This is a genomic window from Pseudomonas sp. K2I15 (assembly GCF_002204795.1).
Classification (GTDB): Bacteria; Pseudomonadota; Gammaproteobacteria; order Pseudomonadales; family Pseudomonadaceae; genus Aquipseudomonas.
Genome location: NZ_NIXO01000001.1, coordinates 102,253 through 123,912 on the forward strand (window position 1 = coordinate 102,253; position 21,660 = coordinate 123,912).

A 21,660-nucleotide genomic window follows, 5' to 3' on the forward strand; every position below is an offset into this window, starting at 1 on the left:
CTTATGCCAAATCTGAAACTGGATGCGTTTGACCGCAAGATTCTTGAGGCCCTGCAACGGGATGGGCGCTTGAGCAACGTGCAACTGGCGGACGAGATTGGCCTGTCGGCTTCGCCCTGCTTGCGTCGGGTGCGGTTGCTGGAGCAGGCCGGGGTGATTCGTGGTTACCAGGCGAGTCTGGACCGGGATGAAGTCGGGTTGGGGCTGACGGTGTTTGTCGGGGTAAAAGTGGAGCGGCATAACGATGAACAGGCGGAGGCGTTTCGGTTGGCGGTGACGGCGCTGCCCCAGGTGATTTCGGCGTTTCTGGTGTCGGGGGAATCGGATTTCCTGCTGCAAGTGGTGGTGCCGGACTTGCGCGGGTATGAGCGGTTCCTGACCGGAAGCTTGTTGAAGTTGCCGGGAGTGAGTGACATCCGCAGCAACTTTGCGATTCAGACGGTGAAGACGCCGGGGGCGTTGCCGTTGGGGCATCTTCCCGGCTGATGATTTCTTATTGTGATGAGGACGCTTGTTGTGGCGAGGGAGCTTGCTCCCGCTGGGCAGCGTAGCGGCCCCAAAATCTTGGGAGCGCTGCGCACTCCAGCGGGAGCAAGCTCCCTCGCCACAGGGGGGCGCGTGGTCGGGCTATTGGGGATGCAGGCAGTCGAGCGATCTATCCACCATTACCTTGGCCATTTCCACCAGGTGCATGACTGCAGGCGAAGTTTCGCTCAACTCCTGAGCGCAGTGAAGCAGGTCCGATGCATAGGCCAAGGCGTCTTCGAAGCTGAGTTCTGGGTGCGTTGTGAAAAAAGGGAATGACTGGCCGGGCGTTACTTTGGTCATGGAATAACTCCAATTGTGCGCCCAATGTTGAACGTTCGAGCTGCTAAACCCGGTCACTGAATTGACAGTGATGGACGCAGACTAGACGCCGAAAAGACGGGGCACAAACGGCTGGGATTCTCTCGGAAATGTCCTGCGAAGGAAAGGGAAGGGGCGCTCAAGCGTGGCAGTTTCAGACGTTGTCGCAACCTTGAAAACACCGCAAAAAAGTGTGGGAGCTGGCTTGCCGGCGATGACTGACTAACCTTCAACAGTAATGTTGACTGCTAAACCGCTATCGCAGGCAAGCCAGCTCCCACATTGGAATTTAGTCGTGTTGGAGGTGGGTGTTTTCAGGTCCACCAGTAGCGTACGAGATGAAAGAAAATCGGCGCCGCAAAACACACCGAATCCAGCCGATCCAGCATCCCGCCGTGCCCCTCGATCATGTGCCCCCAATCCTTCACGCCCCGGTCGCGCTTGATTGCCGACATGACAATCCCGCCGGCAAACCCCAGCAGGTTGATCAACAGCGCAATCAGGAATGACTGCCAGGGATTAAACGGCGTGGTCCACCACAGCGCCGCGCCAATCAGCGACGACAACAGAATCCCGCCGACAAACCCTTCCACCGTCTTCGAAGGCGACAAGTTAGGCGCGATCTTGTGTTTGCCGAACAGCTTGCCGCACACGTACTGCAACACGTCCGACAGCTGCACCACAATCACCAGGTAGGCGATCAGCAGCAGGTTGCGGCCTTCGTAACCGACGATATCCAGGGTCAGCAGCGCCGGCACGAAGGACACGCAGAACACCGCGATCATCAGCCCCCATTGCACCTTCGACGCCCGTTCCAGGAAGTGCGTGCTGTCGCCGCCCAATGAAGCAAGGATAGGCAGCAGCAGGAACACGTACACCGGGATGAAGATCGAGAACAGCCCGTACCAGTCGAAGTAGATCAGCAGGTATTGCAGCGGCAGGGCCAGGTAAAACGCCGCCACCAGTGCCGGGTAATCGCTGCGCCGGGTGGGCGTCAGCGTGAGGAATTCCCGCAGGGCATAGAACGACACCGCGTAAAACAGCAGGATCACCGCGCCGGTGCCGAGCCAGAAGGCCACGCCGATCACCACCACCATCACCCACCAGGCGTTGATGCGCGCGTTAAGGTTGTCGATCACCGCGTTGGGCGTGCCACGGGTGCGTAGTTTGAGGATCAGGCCGATCAGCGAGGCGAGCACCAGGATCGCGCCGATCCCGCCGAACAACATCAGGGTTTGGCTATCCATGTCAGGAATGCTCCGGGGCGAGGGCGAGCAAGGCGTCGCGGGTGCGGGCGAGGAACAGTGCCTTGTCTTCGCCGTCCTCCAGTTGCAGCGGTGCGCCGAAACTGGTGGTGCACAGCAATGGCAGCGGCAGCACGCGGCCCTTGGGCATGACCCGGTTGAGGTTGGCGATCCACACCGGGATCAACTCGGCTTGTGGATAACTCTTCGCCAAGTGATACAGCCCCGATTTGAACGGCAACAAGCCGTCTTCCAGGTTGCGCGTTCCCTCGGGGAAGATGATCAGCGAGTCGCCGTTTTCCAGGGCCTGGAGCATGGGTTGCAAGGGGTTATCCACAGGGTCTTTGCGCTCGCGGTCGATCAGTACGCCGTTGAACACCCGGTTGATGATGTAGCGGCGCAGGGCGCTTGTGTTCCAGTAGTCGCTGCCGGCCACCGGGCGGGTGAATTTGCGCAGGTTCTGTGGCAACGATGCCCACAGCAGCACGAAATCTCCGTGGCTGCTGTGGTTGGCGTAGTAGATGCGTTGCACCGGCACGGGCGCACAGCCAAGCCACAGGCTGCGGGCGCCGGTGACGGTGCGGGCCATGGAGGTAATCAGGGTGGCGACCACGGGTTCGAACATGAGGATTCCTTATCCGGCGAAGGGCAGCCAAGGGCTGGCCAGGATGACGGCCACGGTCAGCAGCACTTGCGCCGCCAGCAGGTAGGCTTGCTTGCGCAACAGTTTCAGGGCGCCGCGACGGCGCTCGGTCCAGGGCCGGCCCGCGCGTTTGGCGGATTGCAGGCCAAGGGTTTGCATGGCCTGATCAAAATCGGGCGTGCGCTCGGTGTCGCGGGCCAGCAAGGCGAACAGGTCGGCATCGAAGGCCACCCGCAACGCCCAATACTTTTGCAGCAGCCCGAGCACAATCATCCACAGGCTGAGGATCAGGCAGATTGGCGTAATGCTCGCCATCAGCAGTTGCGCGAGGCCGAACAGCACACCGAGCAACGTCAGGCCTGTGGATAACTGGTCCAGGGAGCGGCCCCGGCGCAGCAGGCTGGCGACGACTTGTAATTCCATGTCAGCGGGCATGGGCTAAACCCTCAAGTGCTTCACGGTGAGCGGGATGCAGGACCACACGCGGGCGTGCTGTACGAATAATAGCCACCGCCTCGTCGACGTCGCTTGCGCGCCTGGTATTTAGCAGCCACGCAGCCACGGCGGTGGCGCTGCGTGAGTAACCGAGAGCGCAGCACACCAGCAACGGGCCGGCTGAGCGCAGCCGTTCAATGGCTTGGGCGGCTTCCAGGCATTGCACCGCAGTGGGCGGCGTGAGGTCGAGCACGGGCAGGCTGTAATAGGCGCGGCCCTGTGGATTAATCGGTAATTCGGCGCACAGATCGACCACGGCCTTGAATGAATCCAGCTCGCTGCCCGTAGGAATTCGCCCCAGCCAAACGTTATCCACAACCTGATCGGGCTGTGGATGTTTACGTGTCCACAGGCGTGAGTTGATCCAGGCCGCCGCCAGATACGGCGCAAATAGCCAACGCGCCGCCGGGCTGAGTCGTCCATCGGCGCGCTTTTGAAAGCCCGAAACCCCCAGCACCAGATAATTCGCCTTCATCAACCCAAGGGAAACCGCCGGCCAAATCAGCCACAACCAACCGCCACCGAGGGTAAACGCGAGGATCAAACACACCAACGACCCGAAGCCATAGCGCAACCCAAGCCGCCAGCGCTGCCGGTCCCTGGTCAACTGCGCATTCAGCAGCGGGCTCGGATGTTCCAGCGGCCACAGCCACACGCACAGCCAGCCGGCGAGGGCGCCTGTGGGTAAGTCAATAAAGTGATGTTGATAAGTGGTCAGCACCGACAGCCCGATCAACGCGAACCAGCCATGCACCACCCAGCGCCACAGGCCCTGGCTATGCCGTTGGTACATTATCCACAGCACCACCAGCAGGGCGATGTGCAGCGACGGCGCCTGATTGAACGGCTTGTCGAACCCCGCGAGTACCGCAAACAACCAGCCGAATACGCCGTCCAACTCCGGCCGTTCGAAGGTGAAGCGCAGCGGCCAGATCAGGAAGCAAGTGACCGCAATCACCTGGGCCGTCAGCAGGCGCAAGGCGTGTTGTTTCAGCTCATGGCGCGTACTGGGCAGCAGCAGTGAGAAACCGTAGAGCAGGTCGATCGACCAGTAGGGCACGATGGTCCAGGCCCAGAACGGGATATGGGTTTCCCAGCCGAACACCATCGTGCCCACGTCGCTGCGCTGGCTGGTGACCCACGTAGCAAAGCCGTAGGTGCTGAAAAACAGCGGCGCCAACAACAGCAGCCACAGCACCGCCGGTTTTAACAGGCCAGGTTCACGCATAGGTCAGACCCGCTGTGCCAGGGACACGCTGAAAATCCCCCACTCATCCACGCGCTGGGTGATCTTGCGGAAACCGGCAGCTTCCACCAGTTGGTCCATTTCCGCCTGGCTGCGCCGGCGCATCACCCAGGCCTGGCCCTGACGGTGGCTGGTGAGGGCGCGGGCGATCAGTTCCAGTTGCGGGTGCCACGGTTGGCCGGTGTAGACCAAGTAGCCACCGGGCTCCACGGCTTCGGCCAAACCGGCGAGCGACCCGCCGACCATCGCGTTATCCGCGAACAACTCATACAAGCCCGACACCACCGCCAACGTTGGCTTGGGTTCCAACGCCGCCAGATCCGCCCGGTCAAACGCATCACCTTTGACGAACTGGGCGATATCCCCCAGGCCTTTCTCACGAATCAGCGCGCCACCGTCACGCACGTTGATGTCGCTGTAGTCCCGCAACAGGATCGATTCCGGCAGCGGCGAAACGCCCTGCAAGGCTTCCAGAATGTACCGACCATGCCCGGCGGCAATGTCGACGATACGCACCTCGCGAGCCTCGTCCCGCAGCTTGCCCATTGCCAGTCGCAGCAATTCTTCGACATTCAATTTGCGCTGACGAATACCGCGCCAGCCAATGGAGTTCAGGTAGTTGGTGTCGATCATCCGCCCCAGCCCGCCTTTGCCGGTGGGCTTGTTGCGGTACACATAGTCCAGGGTGCTGCCGGAGTCGAAGCCAGTGTCGAAACCAAGCTTCACGCCATCCGACAGCTTGCTGCCCAGGCCCATGCTGGCGCGGGTCATGCGCCAGTACAGGTCGCGCAGCGAGTTGCGCGGCAACGGCGCGGCCAGGGATTCGGATTCGGCGCAGGTCAGGCCGATCTTGTCGGCATCCAGCAAGTTGGCGCGGTCCAGCGGGTGCTCGAAGTTCTGCAGGATAAAGCGCCGGGCGCTGCTCAAGGCCACGGCGCGGTCACGTTCACCGAGGGTGTCGTGGAAGAAGCCGGGGAGGATGTGCAGTTCTTTCTTCAAGCTGCCGAGGCGGTCGAAAAACTGCTGCTGGGGTTTGCGGTGCACCACAAAGTCCGAGCCGGAGATTAACAGTTGGGTGGGCACCTGAATCGCCTGGGCATCGGCTACAACCCGGTCAGCGGCTTCGTACAGGCCCAGCAGCACGTTCACCGAGATGGCTTTGGTGATCAGCGGATCGCTGTCGTAAGACGCCACGCGCTCCGGGTCATGGCTCAAGAACTTGGCCTTGACGTAACTGTTGACGAAAAAGTTGCCGCGAAACTTGCGCATCAACGCCAGGCCCGGCCGGGCGAAAGGCACGTAGAGCTTGACCTTGAACGCGGGGGAGGCGAGCACCAGCGAGCGAATCTTCGGCGCGTAGTCGTGCACCCAGGTCGCCGCAATCACCGCGCCGACGCTTTGGGCGATCACCGCGAGGTTTTCTTCCTCGATGTTGTAGCTGGCGCCGATATGGTCAACGAAGGTCTGCACGTCCCGCGCACTGGTGGCGAAGCTCGGGCTGTCACCGCGCTCGCCAGGGGATTGGCCATGGCCGCGGGCGTCCCAGGCGAAGAAGTCGAATTCCGGCAGGTTCAGCTCGTCCACCAGGTGGGCAATGCGCCCGGAATGCTCGTGGCCCCGATGGAACAGCAAAATCGCCTTGCGTGGCGCAAAGCCTGCGGGCGCAGTGGCGGGCCAATGACGGTAGAAAAGCTCCACCCCGTCATGGGTGCTGAAGGTGTGCTCTTGCTGTTCACGCATCGCAAAATCCTTATGCAGAAGGGGAGGTTTGTTCTTCTTTGAGGCCTTGGCGCACGCGGTTGACCATCGTGTAGGCCAGCAAGGCCGCGACCAGCCACATCACCGCATCGACCCAACCGGCACCGAGCCAGCCCAGCGCCACACCGGTGGCCAGCACGCCGAGCACAAACGCCCGATCGCTCTTGCCCATGGGCCCGTCATAGCGCCGCGAAGCCCCGACCATCGGCCCGAGTACACCCGCGTATTCGCTGAACACCGCCAGCAGCGTCACCAGCAATACCGGCGCCAGGCTGACATCAGGGATCAGCGCAAACGGCAGGATCAGCGCGCTGTCGGCGATCACGTCACACAGTTCATTGAGGTAGGCGCCGAGCCGCGATTGTTGGCCGAATTCCCGTGCCAGCATGCCGTCGATGGCGTTGAGGGCCATGCGCAGGATCATCCACAGTGGGATCAGCGCAAATAGCCACACATGCTGGGCGAAGCCTGCGATCAGCAATCCCACCAACAGGGAAACCACCCCGGCCAGCACGGTGATCTGGTTGGCGGTGGTGCCGTTGTCGTAGAGGCGCTGCACCAAAGGCCGCAGCAGGTTTTGAAAACGCGGTTTAAGCTGATAGATCGAAATCATGGGGAGTGACGCTTCCTTGTCCGTAAGCCCGCGAAAAACTGTGGGGAGTGTGCCGATTTATCACGGCTGAAACCAGTGATGGCTCCTGTTTCTGGGGGTTTCGTCACTATCTCCGTGAAACCAAACAAAAATTTCACGCTTTGGGTTATAGAGTAACTAATTGTTTCTGGGTGGGCGTTTGGGGATGCGAGTGGATCTGGACGCTGATGACGTGGCTATCGAAGGGCTGCCGCGTTTTCAGCAAGGGTTGTTTCATGCCCGCCGGTTAAGGCAGGCCGGCATTGGCCTGACGGTGCTGGCGGTTGGCGGCTGGATGCTGGCGCTGTTTGTGGCGCTGTTCGCCCCGCTGTCGATCTGGCCGGTGGTGCTGATCAACTGTGCCTCGGCGTTGCTGGTGCTGGTGGCCGGCTTGCAATCGGCGTGGTGGGTCGCGGATTGGCGGGCCATGGCGCTGGAGGAGCCGGCTGCACTGCTGATCGAACAGCCGCTGCCACAAGAAGAACCTGGCTGGCTCAACCGCCTGTTTGGCCGCGTCGGTAGTGGCTTGCTGGTGCAGATTGGCGCGCCGGTCTTCTGGCTGTGCGGCTGGTCGTTGCTGGCACTGTTCAGCTTCCTGGAGTTTTGGAGCCTGACGTTGCCCGCCGCAGCGTTGGGCCAGGCCGCAAGCGTGGGTGCTGCGATTGCCCTGGCGCTGGCATTCGGCTTGCTGGTGTTTGAACGGCGCATGGCCCAGGAAAGCACCGCCCAATGGCCGGAAGCCACGCAGCTCGCGCAACTGAGCCGGGTGGCGATTATCTGCCTGGTGATCAGCGCGATTTGCCTGCTGTTTGCCGGTGAAGAATCCGTGTGGCCATTGCGCCTGGCCGTGTTGATCGGCCTGTTGCCGGCACTGGTGGCGCTGGAGTTTCTGTTACGAGGCCTGCTGTCGCTGTTCAGCCCTCGCCAGCAGCGCCTTGAACCGCGCCTGATGGCGCAAAGTTTTATCGCCGGAATGCTGCGCTGGCCGCCACAACCGCTGCTCGCCTTGCAGCACGAACTGCACAACCGTTTCGGCATCGACCTGCGGCAAATCTGGGCCTTTACCTACATGCGCCGGGCATTCCTGCCGGTGCTGGTGGTGGTGTTGGCCGTAGGCTGGTTGCTGACTGGCGTGCATGAAGTCGCCCTGCAAAGCCGTGGGATTTATGAACGCTTTGGCAAGCCGGTGGAGGTCTTCGGGCCTGGCCTGCATGCCGGTTTGCCGTGGCCGCTGGGCCGGGTGCTGAACGTGGAAAACGGTGTGGTCCATGAGCTGGCCGCCAGTGTTGGCGAAACGGCAAACACCGACGTCGCGCCCGCCGAAGGCCCGGCGCCGTTGATTGCCAACCGCTTGTGGGACGCCAGCCATGTGAATGACAAAGCCCAGGTGATCGCCAGCAGCAGTGGCGACAAGCAGAGCTTCCAGATCGTCAATATGGATGTGCGCTTTGTGTACCGTATCGGCTTGACCGATCAGGCTGCACTGGCCGCCACCTACAACAGTGCCGATGTGCCCACGCTGATCCGCAGCACCGCCAGCCGCATTCTGGTCCACGAATTTGCCTCGCGCACCCTCGACGAATTGCTCGGTGAACAACGCAACAGCCTCGCCGATGAAATTGGCCAGGCCGTGCAAGCGGACCTGAAGAAACTCGACAGCGGTGTGGAAATCCTCGCTACCGTGGTGGAAGCCATTCACCCGCCATCCGGTGCGGCGAATGCCTACCACGCGGTGCAAGCCGCTCAAATTGGCGCCCAGGCGCTGATCTCCCGGGAGCGCGGCGCCGCCAGCGAGCAGACCAACCAGGCGTTGCTGCAAGCCAGCACTGCCCGCGACCAGGCCCAGGCCACGGCCCATGAGGTCAGTGCCGGCGCCCAGGCGGCAGACCTGCGCTTCAGTGCCGAACAAAAGGCCTATCAGCAGGCCGGCCAGGCCTTCGTGCTGGAGCAGTACCTGAGCCAACTGAGCCTGGGCCTGGCCCACGCCAAATTACTCATTCTTGATCATCGCTTGGGCGCCAGTGGCGCACCGACCATCGATCTGCGTTCCTTTACCTTACCGGCCGACCCTGCGGTGCCGCGTAAAGCCGTTCAATAAGGAGTTCATCTGTTGAGCGCTCATTCTCACGATCACGCAGGCCATGGTCACCACCACGGCCACCATCATCACCACCACGGTGATGAACAAGAAGCCGGCCCGTTCCCTTGGCGGCGTATGGGCTGGGCGGTGTTGCTGGTGCTGTTTGCCGTCGCCGCTGCCAGCCTGGTGCAGGTGCGTTCCGGTGAAGCCACGGTGATTACCCGCTTCGGCAACCCGTCGCGGGTACTGCTGGAACCGGGCCTGGGCTGGCGCTGGCCGGCGCCGTTCGAAGCGGCGATTCCGGTGGACCTGCGCCTGCGCACCACCTCCAGCGGTTTGCAGGATGTGGGCACCCGCGATGGCCTGCGGATAATCGTGCAGGCCTACGTGGCCTGGCAGGTGCAGGGCGATGCCGACAACGTGCAACGCTTTATGCGCGCGGTGCAGAACCAGCCGGATGAAGCGGCGCGGCAGATTCGCACCTTTGTCGGCTCGGCGCTGGAAACCACCGCCGCCAGTTTCGACCTGGCCAACCTGGTGAACACTGACGCCAGCCAAGTGCGCATTGCCGATTTTGAAGCGCAGCTGCGCCAGCAGATTGATCAACAATTGCTCACCACCTATGGCGTGCGTGTGGTGCAGGTCGGCGTCGAACGGCTGACCTTGCCCTCGGTGACCCTGGCCGCCACCGTTGACCGCATGCGCGCCGAGCGCGAGACCATCGCCACCGAACGCACTGCCGTGGGCAAGCGTGAAGCGGCGCAGATTCGTTCTGCCGCCGAGCGTGATGCGCGAATCGTCCAGGCCGATGCCACGGTGAGAGCCGCCGATATCGAAGCGCAATCGCGGGTGGAAGCTGCGCAGATTTATGGCCGTGCCTATGCCGGCAATCCGCAGCTGTACAACCTGCTGCGCTCCCTCGACACCCTCGGCACGGTGGTCACGCAGGGCACTAAAATCATCCTGCGCACCGACGCGGCGCCGTTCCGTGCATTGGTGGATGGGCCGAAGGATATCCAGCCATGAGTGAGCGGGAAAGCCTCGACAGCCCGTGGATCCAGGCTGGACGGCTGACGTTTCTGGCGTTGTATGCGGTGACGGTATTGGCCGCGCTGGCGTGGGCGTTTTCCAATGTGCGCCAGATCGACCCGCAGAACCGCGCCGTGGTGCTGCACTTCGGCGCGTTGGACCGGATTCAGAATGCCGGGCTGCTGCTGGCCTGGCCGCGTCCGTTCGAGCAGGTGGTGTTGTTGCCGGCAGCGGACCGGGTGATTGAGCGGCGGGTGGAAAACCTGCTGCGTTCCGATGCGGCCACCCAAGCCGATCGCGTGGCCAGTTTTGCCACGCCGCTGAGCGATGCGCTGGCCGGCTCTGGCTACCTGCTGACCGGCGATGCCGGCGTGGTGCAGCTGGATGTGCGGGTGTTCTACAAAGTCACCGAGCCCTACGCCTTTGTGTTGCAGGGCGATCATGTTCTACCGGCCCTGGATCGGCTGGTCACCCGCAGCGCCGTGGTGCTGACCGCCGCGCGGGATTTGGACACCATTCTGGTGGCGCGCCCCGAGCTGATCGGCGCCGATAACCAGGCCGCCGAACGCCGAGAGCGCCTGCGCGGTGACCTGGTGCGAGGCATCAACCAACGCCTGGCCGACCTGGCTTCCACCGGGCTTGGCCTGGGCATTGAAGTCACTCGTGTCGACGTGCAATCAAGCCTGCCGGGCCCTGCGGTCAACGCCTTCAACGCGGTGCTGACCGCCAGCCAGCAAGCCGACAAGGCCGTGGCCAACGCCCGCACCGACGCCGAAAAACTTACCCAAACTGCCAATCAGGACGCCGACCGCGCCGTGCAGGTGGCCCACGCCCAGGCCAGCGAGCGCCTGGCCAACGCCCAGGCACAAACCGCTACCGTCGCCAGCCTGGCCCAGGTTAAAGACCCCGGCCTGTTGCTGCGCCTGTACCGCGAACGCCTGCCGAAGATTCTCGGTCAGGCCGGTTCTGTCACCACGGTCGACCCTAAAGACGATTCCCGCCTGATCATTCAGGGAGCCGAACAATGACCGCCCACGCAGCCCCGATGCTCTCATCGGCCGAACAACGCAGCGCCGCCCGGCAACTGACCCTGGCGATGCTCGCCTTGGGCCTGCTCAGCCTCGGCTTGGTATGGCGTTGGTTGGCGCCGGACCAAACTGGCGTCAGCCAACTGCTGCTGGGTGTCGCCTCGTTGCTGGTGGCGGTGCCCGTTATGCGCTCGGCCTGGTACAGCCTGCGTTATCCAAGCCTGCATGGCATCACCGACCAATTGATCGCGCTGGCGATGCTGGGCGCCTGGGCCACCGGCGACCTGCTGACCGCCGCGCTGCTGCCGATCATCATGATCTTCGGCCATGTGCTGGAAGAGCGCAGCGTTATCGGTTCCCAGGAGGCGATTCACGCGCTGGGCAAACTGACCCGCAGCCATGCGCGCCTGGTGCAGGCTGACGGGACCATTCTGGAAGTCGACAACGGTATCCTGAAGACCGGCGATATCGTCGAAGTGCGCGCCGGTGACCGGGTGCCCGCCGACGGCGTGGTGCTGTCGGGCCAGGCGAGCCTGGATACCGCGCCGATCACCGGAGAATCGGTGCCGCTGGAGGCGAGTGTTGGCGTGCAGGTGTTTGGTGGCGCGATCAACCTCGACGGCCTGCTGCGCCTTGAAGTGACCCGCACCGGCAATGAGTCGACCCTGGGCAAAGTCATCGCCCTGATGCAGAGCGCTGAACGTTCCAAGCCGCCGATCACCCGGTTGCTGGAACGTTACGCCGGCAGTTACATGGTGCTGGTGTTGTTGCTGGCGGCGGTGACCTGGTTCGTGACCAATGACGCCCAGGCGATGCTTGCGGTGCTGGTGGCGGCGTGCCCGTGTGCGTTGGTGTTGTCGGCACCCGCCACGGCGATTGCAGGCATTGCAGTCGCGGCGCGTCACGGCATTCTGATTCGCAGCTCGGCGTTTCTCGAAGAGTTGGCAGACCTGACGTCACTGGTGGTCGATAAGACCGGCACCCTGACGTTTGGCACCCTGCGTTTGCAGTCCATCGAAACTACGGAGCCGGATCGGCAAGTGCTGCTCAATCTTGCGGCCAGCCTCGGCTCGGCCAGCAGCCACCCGGTGAGCCGGGCGTTGGCGGGGTTGGCCACGCAAGAGCAAATGCTGGTGCTGTCGGATATTCGCGAGCGTCAGGGCCTTGGTGTGGTGGCGCAGACGGGTCAGGGCGAAGCCGCTCTTGGTCGGCCGGAATTGTTTGAGCAATTGGGTATCGCGACCACGGTGGTCCCTAATCACGACGGCCCGATTGCCGGGCTGGCGCTGAACGGGCAGTTCCTCGCGTGGATGTTGCTGGCGGACAGCGTTAAACCTGAAGCCCGCCAGGCGATGAAGGAGCTGCGTGAACTCGGCCTTGGTCGCCAACTGCTACTGACGGGCGACCGCCAAAGCGTGGCCGACAGCCTGGCGCTGGAAGTGGGCATCAGTGATGTCGAAGCCCAGGCCTTGCCGGAAGACAAACTCAACCGCGTGCTGGGGGAAATCGGCAGCGGCTTCCGGCCGATGGTGGTGGGCGACGGGATCAACGATTCCCTGGCGCTCAAGGCCGGTGTGGTCGGTGTGGCGATGGGCGCGGGCGGGGCGGATATCGCCCTGGCGTCGGCGGACGTGGTGCTGATCGGCAGCGACCTGCGGCGCCTGGGCACTTGCGTACGCCTGAGCCGCCAGTGCCGGCACACGTTGCAGGTCAACGTGATCATCGGTTTGGGCTGGACGCTGGCCATCGTGGTGTTCGCTGCATTTGGCTGGCTGGGCGCAGCGGGGGCGATGATTGCGGCGGTGTTGCACAACCTCAGTACGCTGTTGGTGCTGGGTAATGCGGGGCGTCTGTTGCGGTTTCAGGAGCCGTTGTTGAAACTGGACGAATAAATTTCAAATTTTTTTCAGCCTCGCTGTAACGCCATTGGGGGACCTCACTCTAGTGCTATGTCGAGACTGAACAATCCGTTCAGACCGACTCCACTACCGATCACGAGGAATACAAAATGAACTTCAAAAACGCAGTTTCTGGTGCCGCCCTTGCTATCGCTGCTGCTGGCATGTTTGCCGGTGTCGCTACCCAGGTACAAGCAGCTGACGCCTCGGTTCATTGCTATGGCGTCAACGCCTGCAAAGGCCAGAACGACTGCAAGACCAAAGAAAACGCGTGCAAAGGCCAGGGTGTTTGCAAGGGCCACGGCTTTCTGTCGATGAGCAAGGCGATGTGCGACCAGAAAGGCGGCACCGTCGGCGAGTAACCGACAACCGAGTGCAACCGCAGCGGGCCCCCCGCCGCTGCGGACACTTTCCCCAGGAGTGTTTTTATGTCCGCCTCCCTTCCGTGTCTGGGTTACGGCCTGGGTTTACGCAGCGAGTACTACCAGCAGATCCTTGAACAATCGCCGGCCGTGGATTGGTTCGAAGTGATCTCCGAGAATTATCTGGTCCAGGGCGGCAAGGCCTTGTACTACCTGGATGCGATAGCCGAGCGTTATCCCCTGGTGATGCATGGTGTGTCCCTTTCAATCGGCGGGCCGCATGCCCTCGATATCGATTACCTGAAACAACTCAAGCAGCTCTCCGAGCGCATCCAGCCGGCGTGGATTTCCGATCACTTGTGCTGGAGCCGCGGCAACGCGCACCAGTTGCATGACCTGCTGCCGCTGCCTTACACCGAAGAAAGCCTGTACCACGTCGCCGGTCGCGTGCGGCAGGTGCAGGATGTGTTGCAGCGTCCTTTCGTGCTGGAAAATGTCTCCAGTTATGTGCGCTCTAAGGCGGACGAGTTTACCGAGTGGGAGTTTCTCAACGCCCTGACCCATCTCACCGGCTGCCAACTGTTGCTGGACGTGAACAATGTATACGTCAGCTCCCGCAATCACGGGTTCGACGCCTGGGAATTCATCCGCAACCTGCCACCCGAAAGCATCCGCCAACTGCACCTGGCCGGGCACATGGATTACGGCGACTACGTGATCGACACCCATGACCATCCGGTCTGCGATCCGGTGTGGGCGCTGTATCAGCAGACCCTGGAGCACCTTGGCCCGGTCTCGACCTTGCTGGAGCGCGATGACCATTTTCCGCCGTTCCAGGAGTTGCTCGACGAGCTGAGCAAGGCCCGCGAACTGGGCGCGAGCGCATTGGACAGGAGAGCGTTATGCGCCTGATCGATTGGCAATTGGCGTTTGAGCAGCATTTGCTGGCCGAGACATCCGCTGCCGACAACCCCTTCAGCGCCACCTTGATCGGCGGCCCGACTCTGGATGTCGAGACGGGCCTGGCGATTTACCACAACGCCTATCACGCACGGTTACAGGAAGTACTGCGCGATGACTTCAGCGCGGTTTGGTATTGGCTGGGGGATGATGAGTTTGCGCAGCTGGGTTCGGCCTATATCCGCCGTTATCCCTCGGCCCATTACAGCCTGCGCTGGTTTGGCGAGCGTTTCCCCGGGTTTATCGTTGAGCATTATGCCGAACAAGGGTTGGCGCTGGCCGAGCTGGCACGGTTGGAGTGGGCATTCACCCTGGCCTTTGATGCGCCGCAGGGCGAGCCTTTAACCCTGCAACACATGGCAACGCTGCCGCCCGAAGACTGGCCCGGGCTGCAAGTGCAGTTGGCGCCCTCGGTGCAGCAGGTGCTGTGTGATTTCAACAGCCTGGGCATCTGGCGCGCGAGCAAAGGTGAGTGGGACTTTCCCGGCAGCGATGCCTTGCCGTTGGCGCAGGTGTGCCTGGTCTGGCGCCATCAGAATATTTGCCAATACCGCAGCCTGGAACCGGCTGAAAGCAGCGCCCTGACAGGCATGGTCACCAGCGGCTGGAATTTTTCCGAACTGTGTGCCGAGTTGGCAGTCACTTACCAGGAGGGCGCGCCATTGCAAGCGGTTACCTGGCTGAAACAGTGGATCCAGGACGGTTTGCTCCAGCGGCGGGCACCATAGAAAAGGGCTATTGAATCGATAGCCTCCTAATTTTTCTATGAATGGTCTACCCTCATTTCAGACGTCTGAAACAAGGGGGGACTACTCATGCTCGCGCAACTTCCACCGGCCTTACAGAATCTCAAGCTACCGCTGCGTCTTCGACTCTGGGACGGCCATGAATTTAACCTGGGCCCGGATCCCAGCGTCACCATTGTGGTCAAGGACCCCATGATGGTTTCCACGCTAAGCCATCCGACGCTCGATTCATTGGGCGAAGCCTTCGTCGAGGGCAAGCTGGAGCTGGAAGGCTCCATTTCCGAAGTGATCAGGGTCGTTGACGAGTTGAGTCATGCCTTGGTTGATGACGGCGAGGACAGTCGTCCGGTGCGCTCGATCCACGACAAGGCCACCGACGCCGCCGCTATTTCCTACCATTACGACCTGTCGAACGAGTTCTACCAGCTCTGGCTGGACCGCGACATGGCCTACTCCTGCGGGTACTTCGAGACCGGCAGCGAATCCCTCGATCAAGCCCAACAAGATAAATTCCGTCACCTGTGCCGCAAATTGCGGCTGCAGCCGGGGGAGTATTTGCTCGACGTGGGCTGCGGTTGGGGCGGGCTGGCGCGATACGCCGCGCAGGAATTTGGGGTCAAGGTGTTCGGCATCACCCTGAGCAAGGAACAGCTTGAGCTGGCCCAGGAGCGGGTGAAAGCCGAAGGCCTGGAAGACCAGGTTGAGCTGACGCTGCTCGACTACCGCGACTTGCCTCAGGATGGGCGGTTCGACAAGGTGGTGAGCGTGGGGATGTTTGAACACGTAGGCCACGCCAACCTGGCGCAGTACTGCAAGATTTTGTACGGCGCGGTGCGTGAGGGCGGCCTGGTGATGAACCATGGCATTACCGCCAAGCACATCGATGGTCGGCCGGTTGGGCGTGGCGCCGGGGACTTTATCGAGCGTTATGTGTTTCCCAACGGCGAGTTGCCGCACCTGTCGATGATGACCGCCGAGATCAGTGACGTGGGCCTGGAAGTGGTCGACGTCGAAAGCCTGCGCCTGCATTACGCGCGCACACTGGATCACTGGAGCGAGCGCCTGGAAGACAATCTGGAAGCGGCGGGCAAAATGGTGCCTGCGCAGGCCTTGCGCATCTGGCGGCTGTACCTGGCCGGCTGTGCGTATGCGTTTGCCCGGGGCTGGATCAACCTGCATCAGATTCTGGCGGTGAAACCCCATGCCGATGGTAGCCACGAGCTGCCGTGGACGCGGGACGATCTGTACCAGTAAGCAATGGCACCGGTGATCTAAATGTGGGAACGGGCTTGTGTGGGAGCGGGCTTGCTCGCGAAGGCGTTGTATCAGAAACACATTCAGTGACTGACACTGCGCTTTCGCGAGCAAGCCCGCTCCCACATGTGGTTCGGTGCAAGCCTTACAGGATTGGGGAAATAAGCCGCGCGACCCGCATGCCCAGTTGTTGCAGGCGGTGGGTCTGGCGGTTTTCTTCCTGGCTGATTTCATGGGCCTGGGCGAAGTCCTCCAGCAGCATCTGCTCTACCTGGCTGGCGAAGGTGTCATCCACCGTCAGCAACATCACTTCGAAATTCAGCCGGAATGAACGGTTATCCAGGTTCGCACTGCCGATGGCGCTGATTTCGCTGTCCACCAACACCACTTTTTGATGCAGGAACCCGGGCTTGTAGCGGAAGACTCGAAGCCCGGCGCGTACCGCTTCGATCGCATACAGGCTGGACGCGGCATAGACGATGCGGTGATCGGGCCGCGACGGCAGTAGAAGGCGAACGTCCACCCCGCGTAATACCGCCAGCCTCAATGCAGCAAACACCGCCTCATCGGGAATGAAATACGGGCTGGTGATCCACACGCGCTCGGTCGCCGCATGAATCGCTTCAACGAAAAACAGCGAGCAGGTTTCATAAGGATCCGCCGGGCCACTGGCGAGTAATTGGCAGAGCACGCCGTCATCCGGGTAGGTATCCGGCAGCAGCAGCGGCGGCAGCTCCCGCGCGGCCCAGAACCAGTCCTCGGCAAACGACTCCTGCAAGCACGCCACCACCGGGCCGCTGACCTGCACATGGGTATCACGCCACGGCGCCAGGGGCGGCTTCTTGCCCATGTATTCGTCACCGACGTTATGCCCGCCGACAAACCCGGTAATGCCATCGACCACCACGATCTTGCGGTGGTTGCGGAAGTTGACCTGGAAGCGGTTGAGCCAGCCGCTGCGCGTGGCGAATGCCTTGACCTGCACCCCGGCGTCCCGCAGCGACTGCACATAGCGATGGGGCAGGGCATGGCTGCCGATACGGTCATACAGGACGAAAATCGAGACGCCTTCGGCGGCTTTTTCCTTGAGCAGGGCGTGCAGTTGGCGGCCGAGTTCGTCGTCATGGATGATAAAAAACTGGAACAGCACCGCAGTCTTCGCCGAACGAATCGCCTCGAAAATCGCGCTGAACGTGGCCTCGCCATTGATCAACAAGCGCACCTGATTGTTTGCCAGGCACGGCATGCGCCCCAGCTTCGGCATGGCCCGCAGCGAGGCGTAGGCCTGGGAGTTGCGCGCGGCCAGTGCTTCTTCGACCCATGGGCGCCAGTTCAGCTCGGTGATCGCCTTGTGCATTTCCTGGTTGGCCTGGCGCCGCGCCTGAATGTAGGCGTCGAAGGTGCTGCGACCAAAGATCAGGTACGGAATCAGCGTCAGGTAAGGGATGAACATCAGCGACAAGGCCCAGGCAATCGAGCCTTGGGCGGTCCTGACGGTCAGCACCGCGTGGATGGCGGCGAGGGTGCCCAGAAAGTGCAGGGTGGCAATGAAATAGGCGAGCAGGTGCGGGCCAAAGAAATCCATGGACAACGGTACTCCTGACAAACAAGTGCTTAACAGACCATGTTCGGCCACGAATGTCGCTATTTTATTTGCTGTGCAACACTGGCGCTTTTGCGGCGTCTAAAGCCGACAATTGCCCAGGAGTTACCCGATGAATGCTCGTCTGCTTGGTTTGGCCATGGTTGTTGGTTTAACGCTGCCCGTGGCGGCGCAAGCGCAGATGTTGGCGCCGGGCTTGTGGGAGCTGACCACCAGCAACATGAAGGTCGATAACCAGGACCTGCCGGACTTGTCGCTGATCCTCGGTCAGCTCAAGCAACAGATGACCCCGGAACAACGCGCGATGCTCGAGAAGCAAGGCGTCACCATGGCCGGTAAAGGCGTGCAAGTGTGCCTGACCCAAGCCCAGGTGGCGTCCGATTCCATCCCACTGACGGACCCGCAATCGGGCTGTAAACAGGAAGTGACGGACAAGACCGGCAACCAGTGGAAATTCCGTTTCAGCTGCCCGAAAGCCCAGGGCACCGGCGTGGCGACGTTCCAGAGCCAGCAGGAATTCACCACCACGGTTAACGGCACCTTCAACGCCACCGGCGTTCAGCAGAAGGGCAGCCTGGACACCCACGCGCAGTGGCTGGGCAGCAATTGCGGTACGGTCAAACCCCGCGCTTAACGCTGAAAATGCAACGGCAAACCCTGGCAACTGTCGTGCACGCGCCCGTCGTGCCAGGCCAGGTGGCCGGAGACCAGGGTGGTGCTGACGCTGTGCCGGAAGCTGCGCTCGGCGAAGGGCGTCCAGCCGCAGCGGGCCAGGATCGGCTGGCTGCTGACGGGCTTGCCGTGGGGTTCGGGTTTGATCAGTACCAGGTCGGCCCAATAGCCTTCGCGCAGGTAGCCACGGTCGGGGATCGCAAACAGGTCCGCGACGCGATGGCTGGTTTTTGCCACCAGCGTGGTCAGCGGCAGCAAGCCGTCGGCCACCAATTCCAGCAGTGCCGGCAGGGCGTGTTGCACCAGCGGCAAGCCTGACGGCGCTTCTCGATACGGCAGCTGTTTTTGCGCCCAGGTATGCGGCGCATGATCACTGCCAATCACATCCAAACGATCACTCAACAATGCCAAGCGCAGGGCGTTGCGGTCGGCGCGTGTCTTGATCGACGGGTTGCATTTGATCTGGTGGCCGAGGTGCGCGTAGTCGCGGTCATCGAACAATAAGTGATGCAGGCAGACCTCAGCGGTGATGCGTTTTTCCGCCAGGGGTTTGTCTTCGAACAGCACCAACTCCCGCGCGCTGGTGATGTGCAACACATGCAGGCGCGTGCCGTGCCGCTTGGCCAGTTCCACCGCTAACGACGATGAGCGATAGCAAGCCTCGGCGTCGCGAATCAGCGGGTGAGCCACGGCAGGGATGTGGTCGCCGAAGCGCTCGCGCAGTCGTTGCTCGTTGGCGTGGATGCTGGGCGTGTGCTCGCAGTGGGCCAGGAGAATGGTCGGCACTTGCGCGAACAGGCGTTCCAGAATCTTCGGATCATCCACCAGCATATTGCCGGTGGAGGCGCCCATGAACACTTTGACGCCAGCGACTTCACGCGGGTCCAGCGCGGCCACGGTGTCGAGGTTGTCGTTGCTCACCCCAAAGTGAAAGCCATAGTTGGCCACCGAATGCAGCGCGGCGCGGCGCTTCTTGTCGGCCAGGGCTTCCAGGTTCAGGGTCGCCGGGCTGGTGTTGGGCATGTCCATGAAACTGGTGATGCCACCGGCCACCGCCGCGCGGGATTCGCTGTAGAAGCTGCCTTTGTCCGGCGCCCCGGGTTCACGGAAGTGCACTTGGTCGTCGATCATCCCCGGCAGCAGCCACTGGCCTTGGGCGTCGATTTCCACCGGAGCATTTGCGTTGTCGATGCTGCGGGCGATCTTCTCGATACGGCCATTGGCGACCAGCAGGTCGGCCTCGAATTCCTGGCCTTCGTTCACCAGGCGGGCGTTGCGGATCAGCAGGCGGCTCATGGTCAGAACTCGTTTTGCAGGGCTTTGTAACCCAGCACCAGGTCGACATTGGTGCGCGCCACGTCTTCGGAAAACTCCGAAGCGCTGACACTCACCGGCGGGAACTGGGACAGGTCGGTGTTGGGGCCGATGCGGGTGGTGGAGGGCACATAGAACGCGGCGGGCAAATCGCGGCCGTCGACCACCGAGTTGTGGCGCACCACGCAGCCGTCGCCGACGACGCAGTTGAACAGCACGCTGTTGAAGCCGATAAACACCCGGTCACCCACGGTGCACGGGCCGTGAACGATGGAGCGGTGGGCGATGGAGGTGAACTCGCCAATGGTCACGGCGGCGCCGGATTTTGAGTGGATCACCACGCCGTCCTGGATATTTGAATTGGCGCCGATGGTGATCGGGTCCATGTCGCCATTGGCGTCAACTTCGTCGGCGCGGATTACTGCGTAAGGGCCGACAAATACGTTTTCGCCGATGATCACCTTGCCGCAGATGATTGCGGTTTTGTCGACGTAGGCCGATTCGGCAATCACGGGCAGATCGCCGGAAGGGTTCTTGCGGATCATGCGTCAGGCTCCTTGAGGGGCGCGGTGATGATGTTTACGTAACTGCCATCGATGGCGTTGTAGAAGCAGGTGGGCCGGCCCGTGTGGCAGGCCGAGCCTTGCTGGTCGACGATCAGCAACACGGCGTCGCCGTCACAATCCAGGCGTGCCTCCACCAGTTGCTGCCAGTGGCCGGAGGTTTCGCCCTTGCGCCACAGTTGCTGGCGCGAGCGGGACCAGTAACAGACCTGCCCGGTGGCGAGGGTTTCGTCGAGGGCCCGGCGGTTCATCCAGGCCAGCATCAACACCTCGCCGCTGCCGTGTTGCTGGGCGATGGCGGCAATCAAGCCATCGCTGTTCCACGGCAGGGCGTCGAGCACGCTAGCGAGTGGAAAGCGGCTGCCGATGGCAGCCTCTTCCAGGTCGAGCATCCTTAGGGTCATGGCTTGCTCAGGGCCGCGCACAGGGTGTTGAGGTTGTATTCGAACAGACCGGTGAAGGTGCTGGCCGGGCCTTCGGCTGCCAGGGCGTCGGAGTACAGGGTGCCGCCGATTTGCGCGCCGCTTTCGTCAGCGATCTGCTGGAGCAGACGCGAGTCCTTGATGTTTTCCATGAACACGGCCTTGACTTTGTCCTTGCGGATCTGGGTGATCAGCGTGGCGACTTCGGCGGCAGACGGTTCACGTTCGGTGGACAGGCCTTGAGGCGACAGGAACTCGATACCGTAGGCCTGGCCCAGGTAACCGAAGGCGTCATGGGAGGTCACGATGCGGCGGTTGCCCGGCGGCAGTGCGCCGAACTTGGCCTTGGCTTCAGCCAGCAGGCGGTAGATTTCTTTCAGGTACACCTGGCTGTTGTGCTCGTAGTCGGCCTTATTGGCCGGGTCGGCAGCGATCAGCGCCTTGGTGATGTTGTTCACGTAGATAACGGTGTTGGCCAGGTTGTGCCACGCGTGCGGGTCGGGAATGGTTTCGCCGTCCTCTTCCATGGTGTGGGAGAGCACGCCTTTACTGGCGGTGACCACAGTGGCGTTGGTCTCGGTGCTGGTGACCAGGCGATCCAGCCACGGCTCGAAGCCCAGGCCGTTCTTGATGATGACCTTCGCCTTGAGCAGGGCTTTGGCATCGTCTGGCGTTGGTTCGTAGGTGTGGGCGTCGGCGTCGGGGCCGACCATGTTGCTGATCTGGATGTGATCGCCACCGACCTGGTGGGTCATGTCGTCAAGAATACTGAAGCTGGTAACCACCTGAAGCTTGTCGGCAGCCTGGGCCGTCGCGAACGACAGCGGCAGCAACACACTGAACAGCACGAGTAGAGCGCGCATCGG

At 62.0% G+C, this 21,660-nt stretch carries 22 protein-coding genes; 10 read left to right on the top strand and 12 right to left on the bottom strand.

Annotation, left to right across the window (positions count from 1 at the left end):
- The first annotated feature begins 12 nt into the window (after window positions 1-12).
- Complete coding sequence (locus tag CEC48_RS00490) at window positions 13-486, top strand: Lrp/AsnC family transcriptional regulator (RefSeq protein WP_088422221.1); 474 nt, start codon at window positions 13-15, stop codon at window positions 484-486.
- A 141-nt stretch (window positions 487-627) separates the two neighbouring features.
- Here CEC48_RS00490 and CEC48_RS00495 read toward each other — a convergent pair whose 3' ends face one another.
- The 7 genes from CEC48_RS00495 to CEC48_RS00525 all read right to left on the bottom strand — a co-directional run bounded on the left by CEC48_RS00495 (window position 628) and on the right by CEC48_RS00525 (window position 6,845).
- Complete coding sequence (locus tag CEC48_RS00495) at window positions 628-828, bottom strand: DUF3077 domain-containing protein (RefSeq protein WP_088421959.1); 201 nt, start codon at window positions 826-828, stop codon at window positions 628-630.
- A gap of 332 nt (window positions 829-1,160) precedes the next feature.
- Window positions 1,161-2,093, bottom strand: a complete 933-nt coding sequence (locus CEC48_RS00500; protein WP_063033761.1) for a phosphatidate cytidylyltransferase — start codon at window positions 2,091-2,093, stop codon at window positions 1,161-1,163.
- A gap of 1 nt (window position 2,094) precedes the next feature.
- Complete coding sequence (locus tag CEC48_RS00505) at window positions 2,095-2,715, bottom strand: 1-acyl-sn-glycerol-3-phosphate acyltransferase (protein WP_088421960.1); 621 nt, start codon at window positions 2,713-2,715, stop codon at window positions 2,095-2,097.
- Window positions 2,716-2,724: 9 nt separating this feature from the next.
- A complete protein-coding gene (locus tag CEC48_RS00510; RefSeq protein ID WP_088421961.1) occupies window positions 2,725-3,168 on the bottom strand; it encodes a hypothetical protein in 444 nt (147 codons plus the stop codon).
- A complete protein-coding gene (locus CEC48_RS00515; RefSeq protein ID WP_088421962.1) occupies window positions 3,158-4,456 on the bottom strand; it encodes a phosphatase PAP2/dual specificity phosphatase family protein in 1,299 nt (432 codons plus the stop codon). The genes CEC48_RS00510 and CEC48_RS00515 overlap by 11 nt, the downstream gene beginning before the upstream one ends.
- Window positions 4,457-4,459: 3 nt before the next feature.
- Entirely contained in the window at window positions 4,460-6,214 is a 1,755-nt protein-coding gene (locus tag CEC48_RS00520; protein WP_088421963.1) for a bifunctional alpha/beta hydrolase/class I SAM-dependent methyltransferase, read from the bottom strand.
- A gap of 10 nt (window positions 6,215-6,224) precedes the next feature.
- Complete coding sequence (locus CEC48_RS00525) at window positions 6,225-6,845, bottom strand: CDP-alcohol phosphatidyltransferase family protein (protein WP_088421964.1); 621 nt, start codon at window positions 6,843-6,845, stop codon at window positions 6,225-6,227.
- A 184-nt stretch (window positions 6,846-7,029) separates the two neighbouring features.
- On the opposite strand from CEC48_RS00525, the gene hflK (CEC48_RS00530) reads away from it, so the two are divergent.
- The 8 genes from hflK (CEC48_RS00530) to cfaB all read left to right on the top strand — a co-directional run bounded on the left by hflK (CEC48_RS00530) (window position 7,030) and on the right by cfaB (window position 16,220).
- The gene (gene hflK / locus CEC48_RS00530; RefSeq protein ID WP_088421965.1) at window positions 7,030-8,961 is read left to right on the top strand and encodes a protease modulator HflK; all 1,932 of its coding nucleotides are present in this window, start codon (window positions 7,030-7,032) and stop codon (window positions 8,959-8,961) included.
- Between the two features lie 9 nt (window positions 8,962-8,970).
- The gene (gene hflC, locus CEC48_RS00535; protein WP_176438642.1) at window positions 8,971-9,969 is read left to right on the top strand and encodes a protease modulator HflC; all 999 of its coding nucleotides are present in this window, start codon (window positions 8,971-8,973) and stop codon (window positions 9,967-9,969) included.
- Window positions 9,966-11,000, top strand: a complete 1,035-nt coding sequence (gene hflK, locus CEC48_RS00540; protein ID WP_088421967.1) for a protease modulator HflK — start codon at window positions 9,966-9,968, stop codon at window positions 10,998-11,000. The genes hflC and hflK (CEC48_RS00540) overlap by 4 nt, the downstream gene beginning before the upstream one ends.
- Window positions 10,997-12,892, top strand: a complete 1,896-nt coding sequence (locus CEC48_RS00545; RefSeq protein ID WP_088421968.1) for a cation-translocating P-type ATPase — start codon at window positions 10,997-10,999, stop codon at window positions 12,890-12,892. The genes hflK (CEC48_RS00540) and CEC48_RS00545 overlap by 4 nt, the downstream gene beginning before the upstream one ends.
- 116 nt (window positions 12,893-13,008) lie before the next feature.
- Entirely contained in the window at window positions 13,009-13,260 is a 252-nt protein-coding gene (locus tag CEC48_RS00550) for a hypothetical protein (protein ID WP_088421969.1), read from the top strand.
- Between the two features lie 66 nt (window positions 13,261-13,326).
- Entirely contained in the window at window positions 13,327-14,172 is an 846-nt protein-coding gene (locus tag CEC48_RS00555) for a DUF692 domain-containing protein (RefSeq protein WP_088421970.1), read from the top strand.
- Window positions 14,163-14,948, top strand: coding sequence for a DNA-binding domain-containing protein (locus CEC48_RS00560; RefSeq protein ID WP_088421971.1), 786 nt, complete (start codon window positions 14,163-14,165; stop codon window positions 14,946-14,948). The genes CEC48_RS00555 and CEC48_RS00560 overlap by 10 nt, the downstream gene beginning before the upstream one ends.
- A gap of 87 nt (window positions 14,949-15,035) precedes the next feature.
- Window positions 15,036-16,220 carry a C17 cyclopropane fatty acid synthase CfaB gene (gene cfaB, locus CEC48_RS00565; protein WP_088421972.1) on the top strand — a complete coding sequence of 395 codons (1,185 nt, stop codon included), beginning with the start codon at window positions 15,036-15,038 and terminating at the stop codon, window positions 16,218-16,220.
- A 145-nt stretch (window positions 16,221-16,365) separates the two neighbouring features.
- Here the strand turns inward: cfaB and cls are convergent, their stop codons facing one another.
- Complete coding sequence (cls, locus tag CEC48_RS00570) at window positions 16,366-17,805, bottom strand: cardiolipin synthase (RefSeq protein WP_088421973.1); 1,440 nt, start codon at window positions 17,803-17,805, stop codon at window positions 16,366-16,368.
- 130 nt (window positions 17,806-17,935) lie between these two features.
- Between cls and CEC48_RS00575 the strand changes: the two genes are divergently transcribed.
- Window positions 17,936-18,457, top strand: coding sequence for a DUF3617 domain-containing protein (locus tag CEC48_RS00575; RefSeq protein ID WP_088421974.1), 522 nt, complete (start codon window positions 17,936-17,938; stop codon window positions 18,455-18,457).
- On the opposite strand, the gene CEC48_RS00580 is transcribed toward CEC48_RS00575, so the two are convergent.
- Genes CEC48_RS00580 through CEC48_RS00595 form a run of 4 tightly spaced genes read right to left on the bottom strand, consistent with a single transcriptional unit; the run spans window position 18,454 to window position 21,657 of the window.
- Window positions 18,454-19,791 (bottom strand): dihydroorotase, encoded by a 1,338-nt coding sequence (locus CEC48_RS00580; protein WP_088421975.1) that lies wholly within the window; start codon window positions 19,789-19,791, stop codon window positions 18,454-18,456. The genes CEC48_RS00575 and CEC48_RS00580 overlap by 4 nt on opposite strands.
- Window positions 19,792-19,793: 2 nt before the next feature.
- Window positions 19,794-20,354, bottom strand: a complete 561-nt coding sequence (locus CEC48_RS00585; RefSeq protein WP_017476792.1) for a DapH/DapD/GlmU-related protein — start codon at window positions 20,352-20,354, stop codon at window positions 19,794-19,796.
- Window positions 20,351-20,776 (bottom strand): phosphoribosyl-AMP cyclohydrolase, encoded by a 426-nt coding sequence (gene hisI, locus CEC48_RS00590; RefSeq protein WP_088421976.1) that lies wholly within the window; start codon window positions 20,774-20,776, stop codon window positions 20,351-20,353. Before hisI ends, CEC48_RS00585 begins: the two co-directional genes overlap by 4 nt.
- Complete coding sequence (locus tag CEC48_RS00595) at window positions 20,773-21,657, bottom strand: metal ABC transporter substrate-binding protein (protein ID WP_088421977.1); 885 nt, start codon at window positions 21,655-21,657, stop codon at window positions 20,773-20,775. The genes hisI and CEC48_RS00595 overlap by 4 nt, the downstream gene beginning before the upstream one ends.
- Between the last annotated feature and the right edge of the window lie 3 nt (window positions 21,658-21,660).

What these genes read in the sequence shown, in the direction of transcription:
- CEC48_RS00495 (WP_088421959.1), bottom strand. Translation starts at nt 828, where the DNA reads ATGACCAAAGTAACGCCCGGCCAGTCATTCCCTTTTTTCACAACGCAC.
- CEC48_RS00500 (WP_063033761.1), bottom strand. Translation starts at nt 2,093, where the DNA reads ATGGATAGCCAAACCCTGATGTTGTTCGGCGGGATCGGCGCGATCCTG.
- CEC48_RS00505 (WP_088421960.1), bottom strand. Translation starts at nt 2,715, where the DNA reads ATGTTCGAACCCGTGGTCGCCACCCTGATTACCTCCATGGCCCGCACC.
- CEC48_RS00510 (WP_088421961.1), bottom strand. Translation starts at nt 3,168, where the DNA reads ATGCCCGCTGACATGGAATTACAAGTCGTCGCCAGCCTGCTGCGCCGG.
- CEC48_RS00515 (WP_088421962.1), bottom strand. Translation starts at nt 4,456, where the DNA reads ATGCGTGAACCTGGCCTGTTAAAACCGGCGGTGCTGTGGCTGCTGTTG.
- CEC48_RS00520 (WP_088421963.1), bottom strand. Translation starts at nt 6,214, where the DNA reads ATGCGTGAACAGCAAGAGCACACCTTCAGCACCCATGACGGGGTGGAG.
- CEC48_RS00525 (WP_088421964.1), bottom strand. Translation starts at nt 6,845, where the DNA reads ATGATTTCGATCTATCAGCTTAAACCGCGTTTTCAAAACCTGCTGCGG.
- hflK (WP_088421965.1), top strand. Translation starts at nt 7,030, where the DNA reads ATGCGAGTGGATCTGGACGCTGATGACGTGGCTATCGAAGGGCTGCCG.
- hflK (WP_088421967.1), top strand. Translation starts at nt 9,966, where the DNA reads ATGAGTGAGCGGGAAAGCCTCGACAGCCCGTGGATCCAGGCTGGACGG.
- CEC48_RS00545 (WP_088421968.1), top strand. Translation starts at nt 10,997, where the DNA reads ATGACCGCCCACGCAGCCCCGATGCTCTCATCGGCCGAACAACGCAGC.
- CEC48_RS00550 (WP_088421969.1), top strand. Translation starts at nt 13,009, where the DNA reads ATGAACTTCAAAAACGCAGTTTCTGGTGCCGCCCTTGCTATCGCTGCT.
- CEC48_RS00555 (WP_088421970.1), top strand. Translation starts at nt 13,327, where the DNA reads ATGTCCGCCTCCCTTCCGTGTCTGGGTTACGGCCTGGGTTTACGCAGC.
- CEC48_RS00560 (WP_088421971.1), top strand. Translation starts at nt 14,163, where the DNA reads ATGCGCCTGATCGATTGGCAATTGGCGTTTGAGCAGCATTTGCTGGCC.
- cfaB (WP_088421972.1), top strand. Translation starts at nt 15,036, where the DNA reads ATGCTCGCGCAACTTCCACCGGCCTTACAGAATCTCAAGCTACCGCTG.
- cls (WP_088421973.1), bottom strand. Translation starts at nt 17,805, where the DNA reads ATGGATTTCTTTGGCCCGCACCTGCTCGCCTATTTCATTGCCACCCTG.
- CEC48_RS00575 (WP_088421974.1), top strand. Translation starts at nt 17,936, where the DNA reads ATGAATGCTCGTCTGCTTGGTTTGGCCATGGTTGTTGGTTTAACGCTG.
- CEC48_RS00580 (WP_088421975.1), bottom strand. Translation starts at nt 19,791, where the DNA reads ATGAGCCGCCTGCTGATCCGCAACGCCCGCCTGGTGAACGAAGGCCAG.
- CEC48_RS00585 (WP_017476792.1), bottom strand. Translation starts at nt 20,354, where the DNA reads ATGATCCGCAAGAACCCTTCCGGCGATCTGCCCGTGATTGCCGAATCG.
- hisI (WP_088421976.1), bottom strand. Translation starts at nt 20,776, where the DNA reads ATGACCCTAAGGATGCTCGACCTGGAAGAGGCTGCCATCGGCAGCCGC.
- CEC48_RS00595 (WP_088421977.1), bottom strand. Translation starts at nt 21,657, where the DNA reads ATGCGCGCTCTACTCGTGCTGTTCAGTGTGTTGCTGCCGCTGTCGTTC.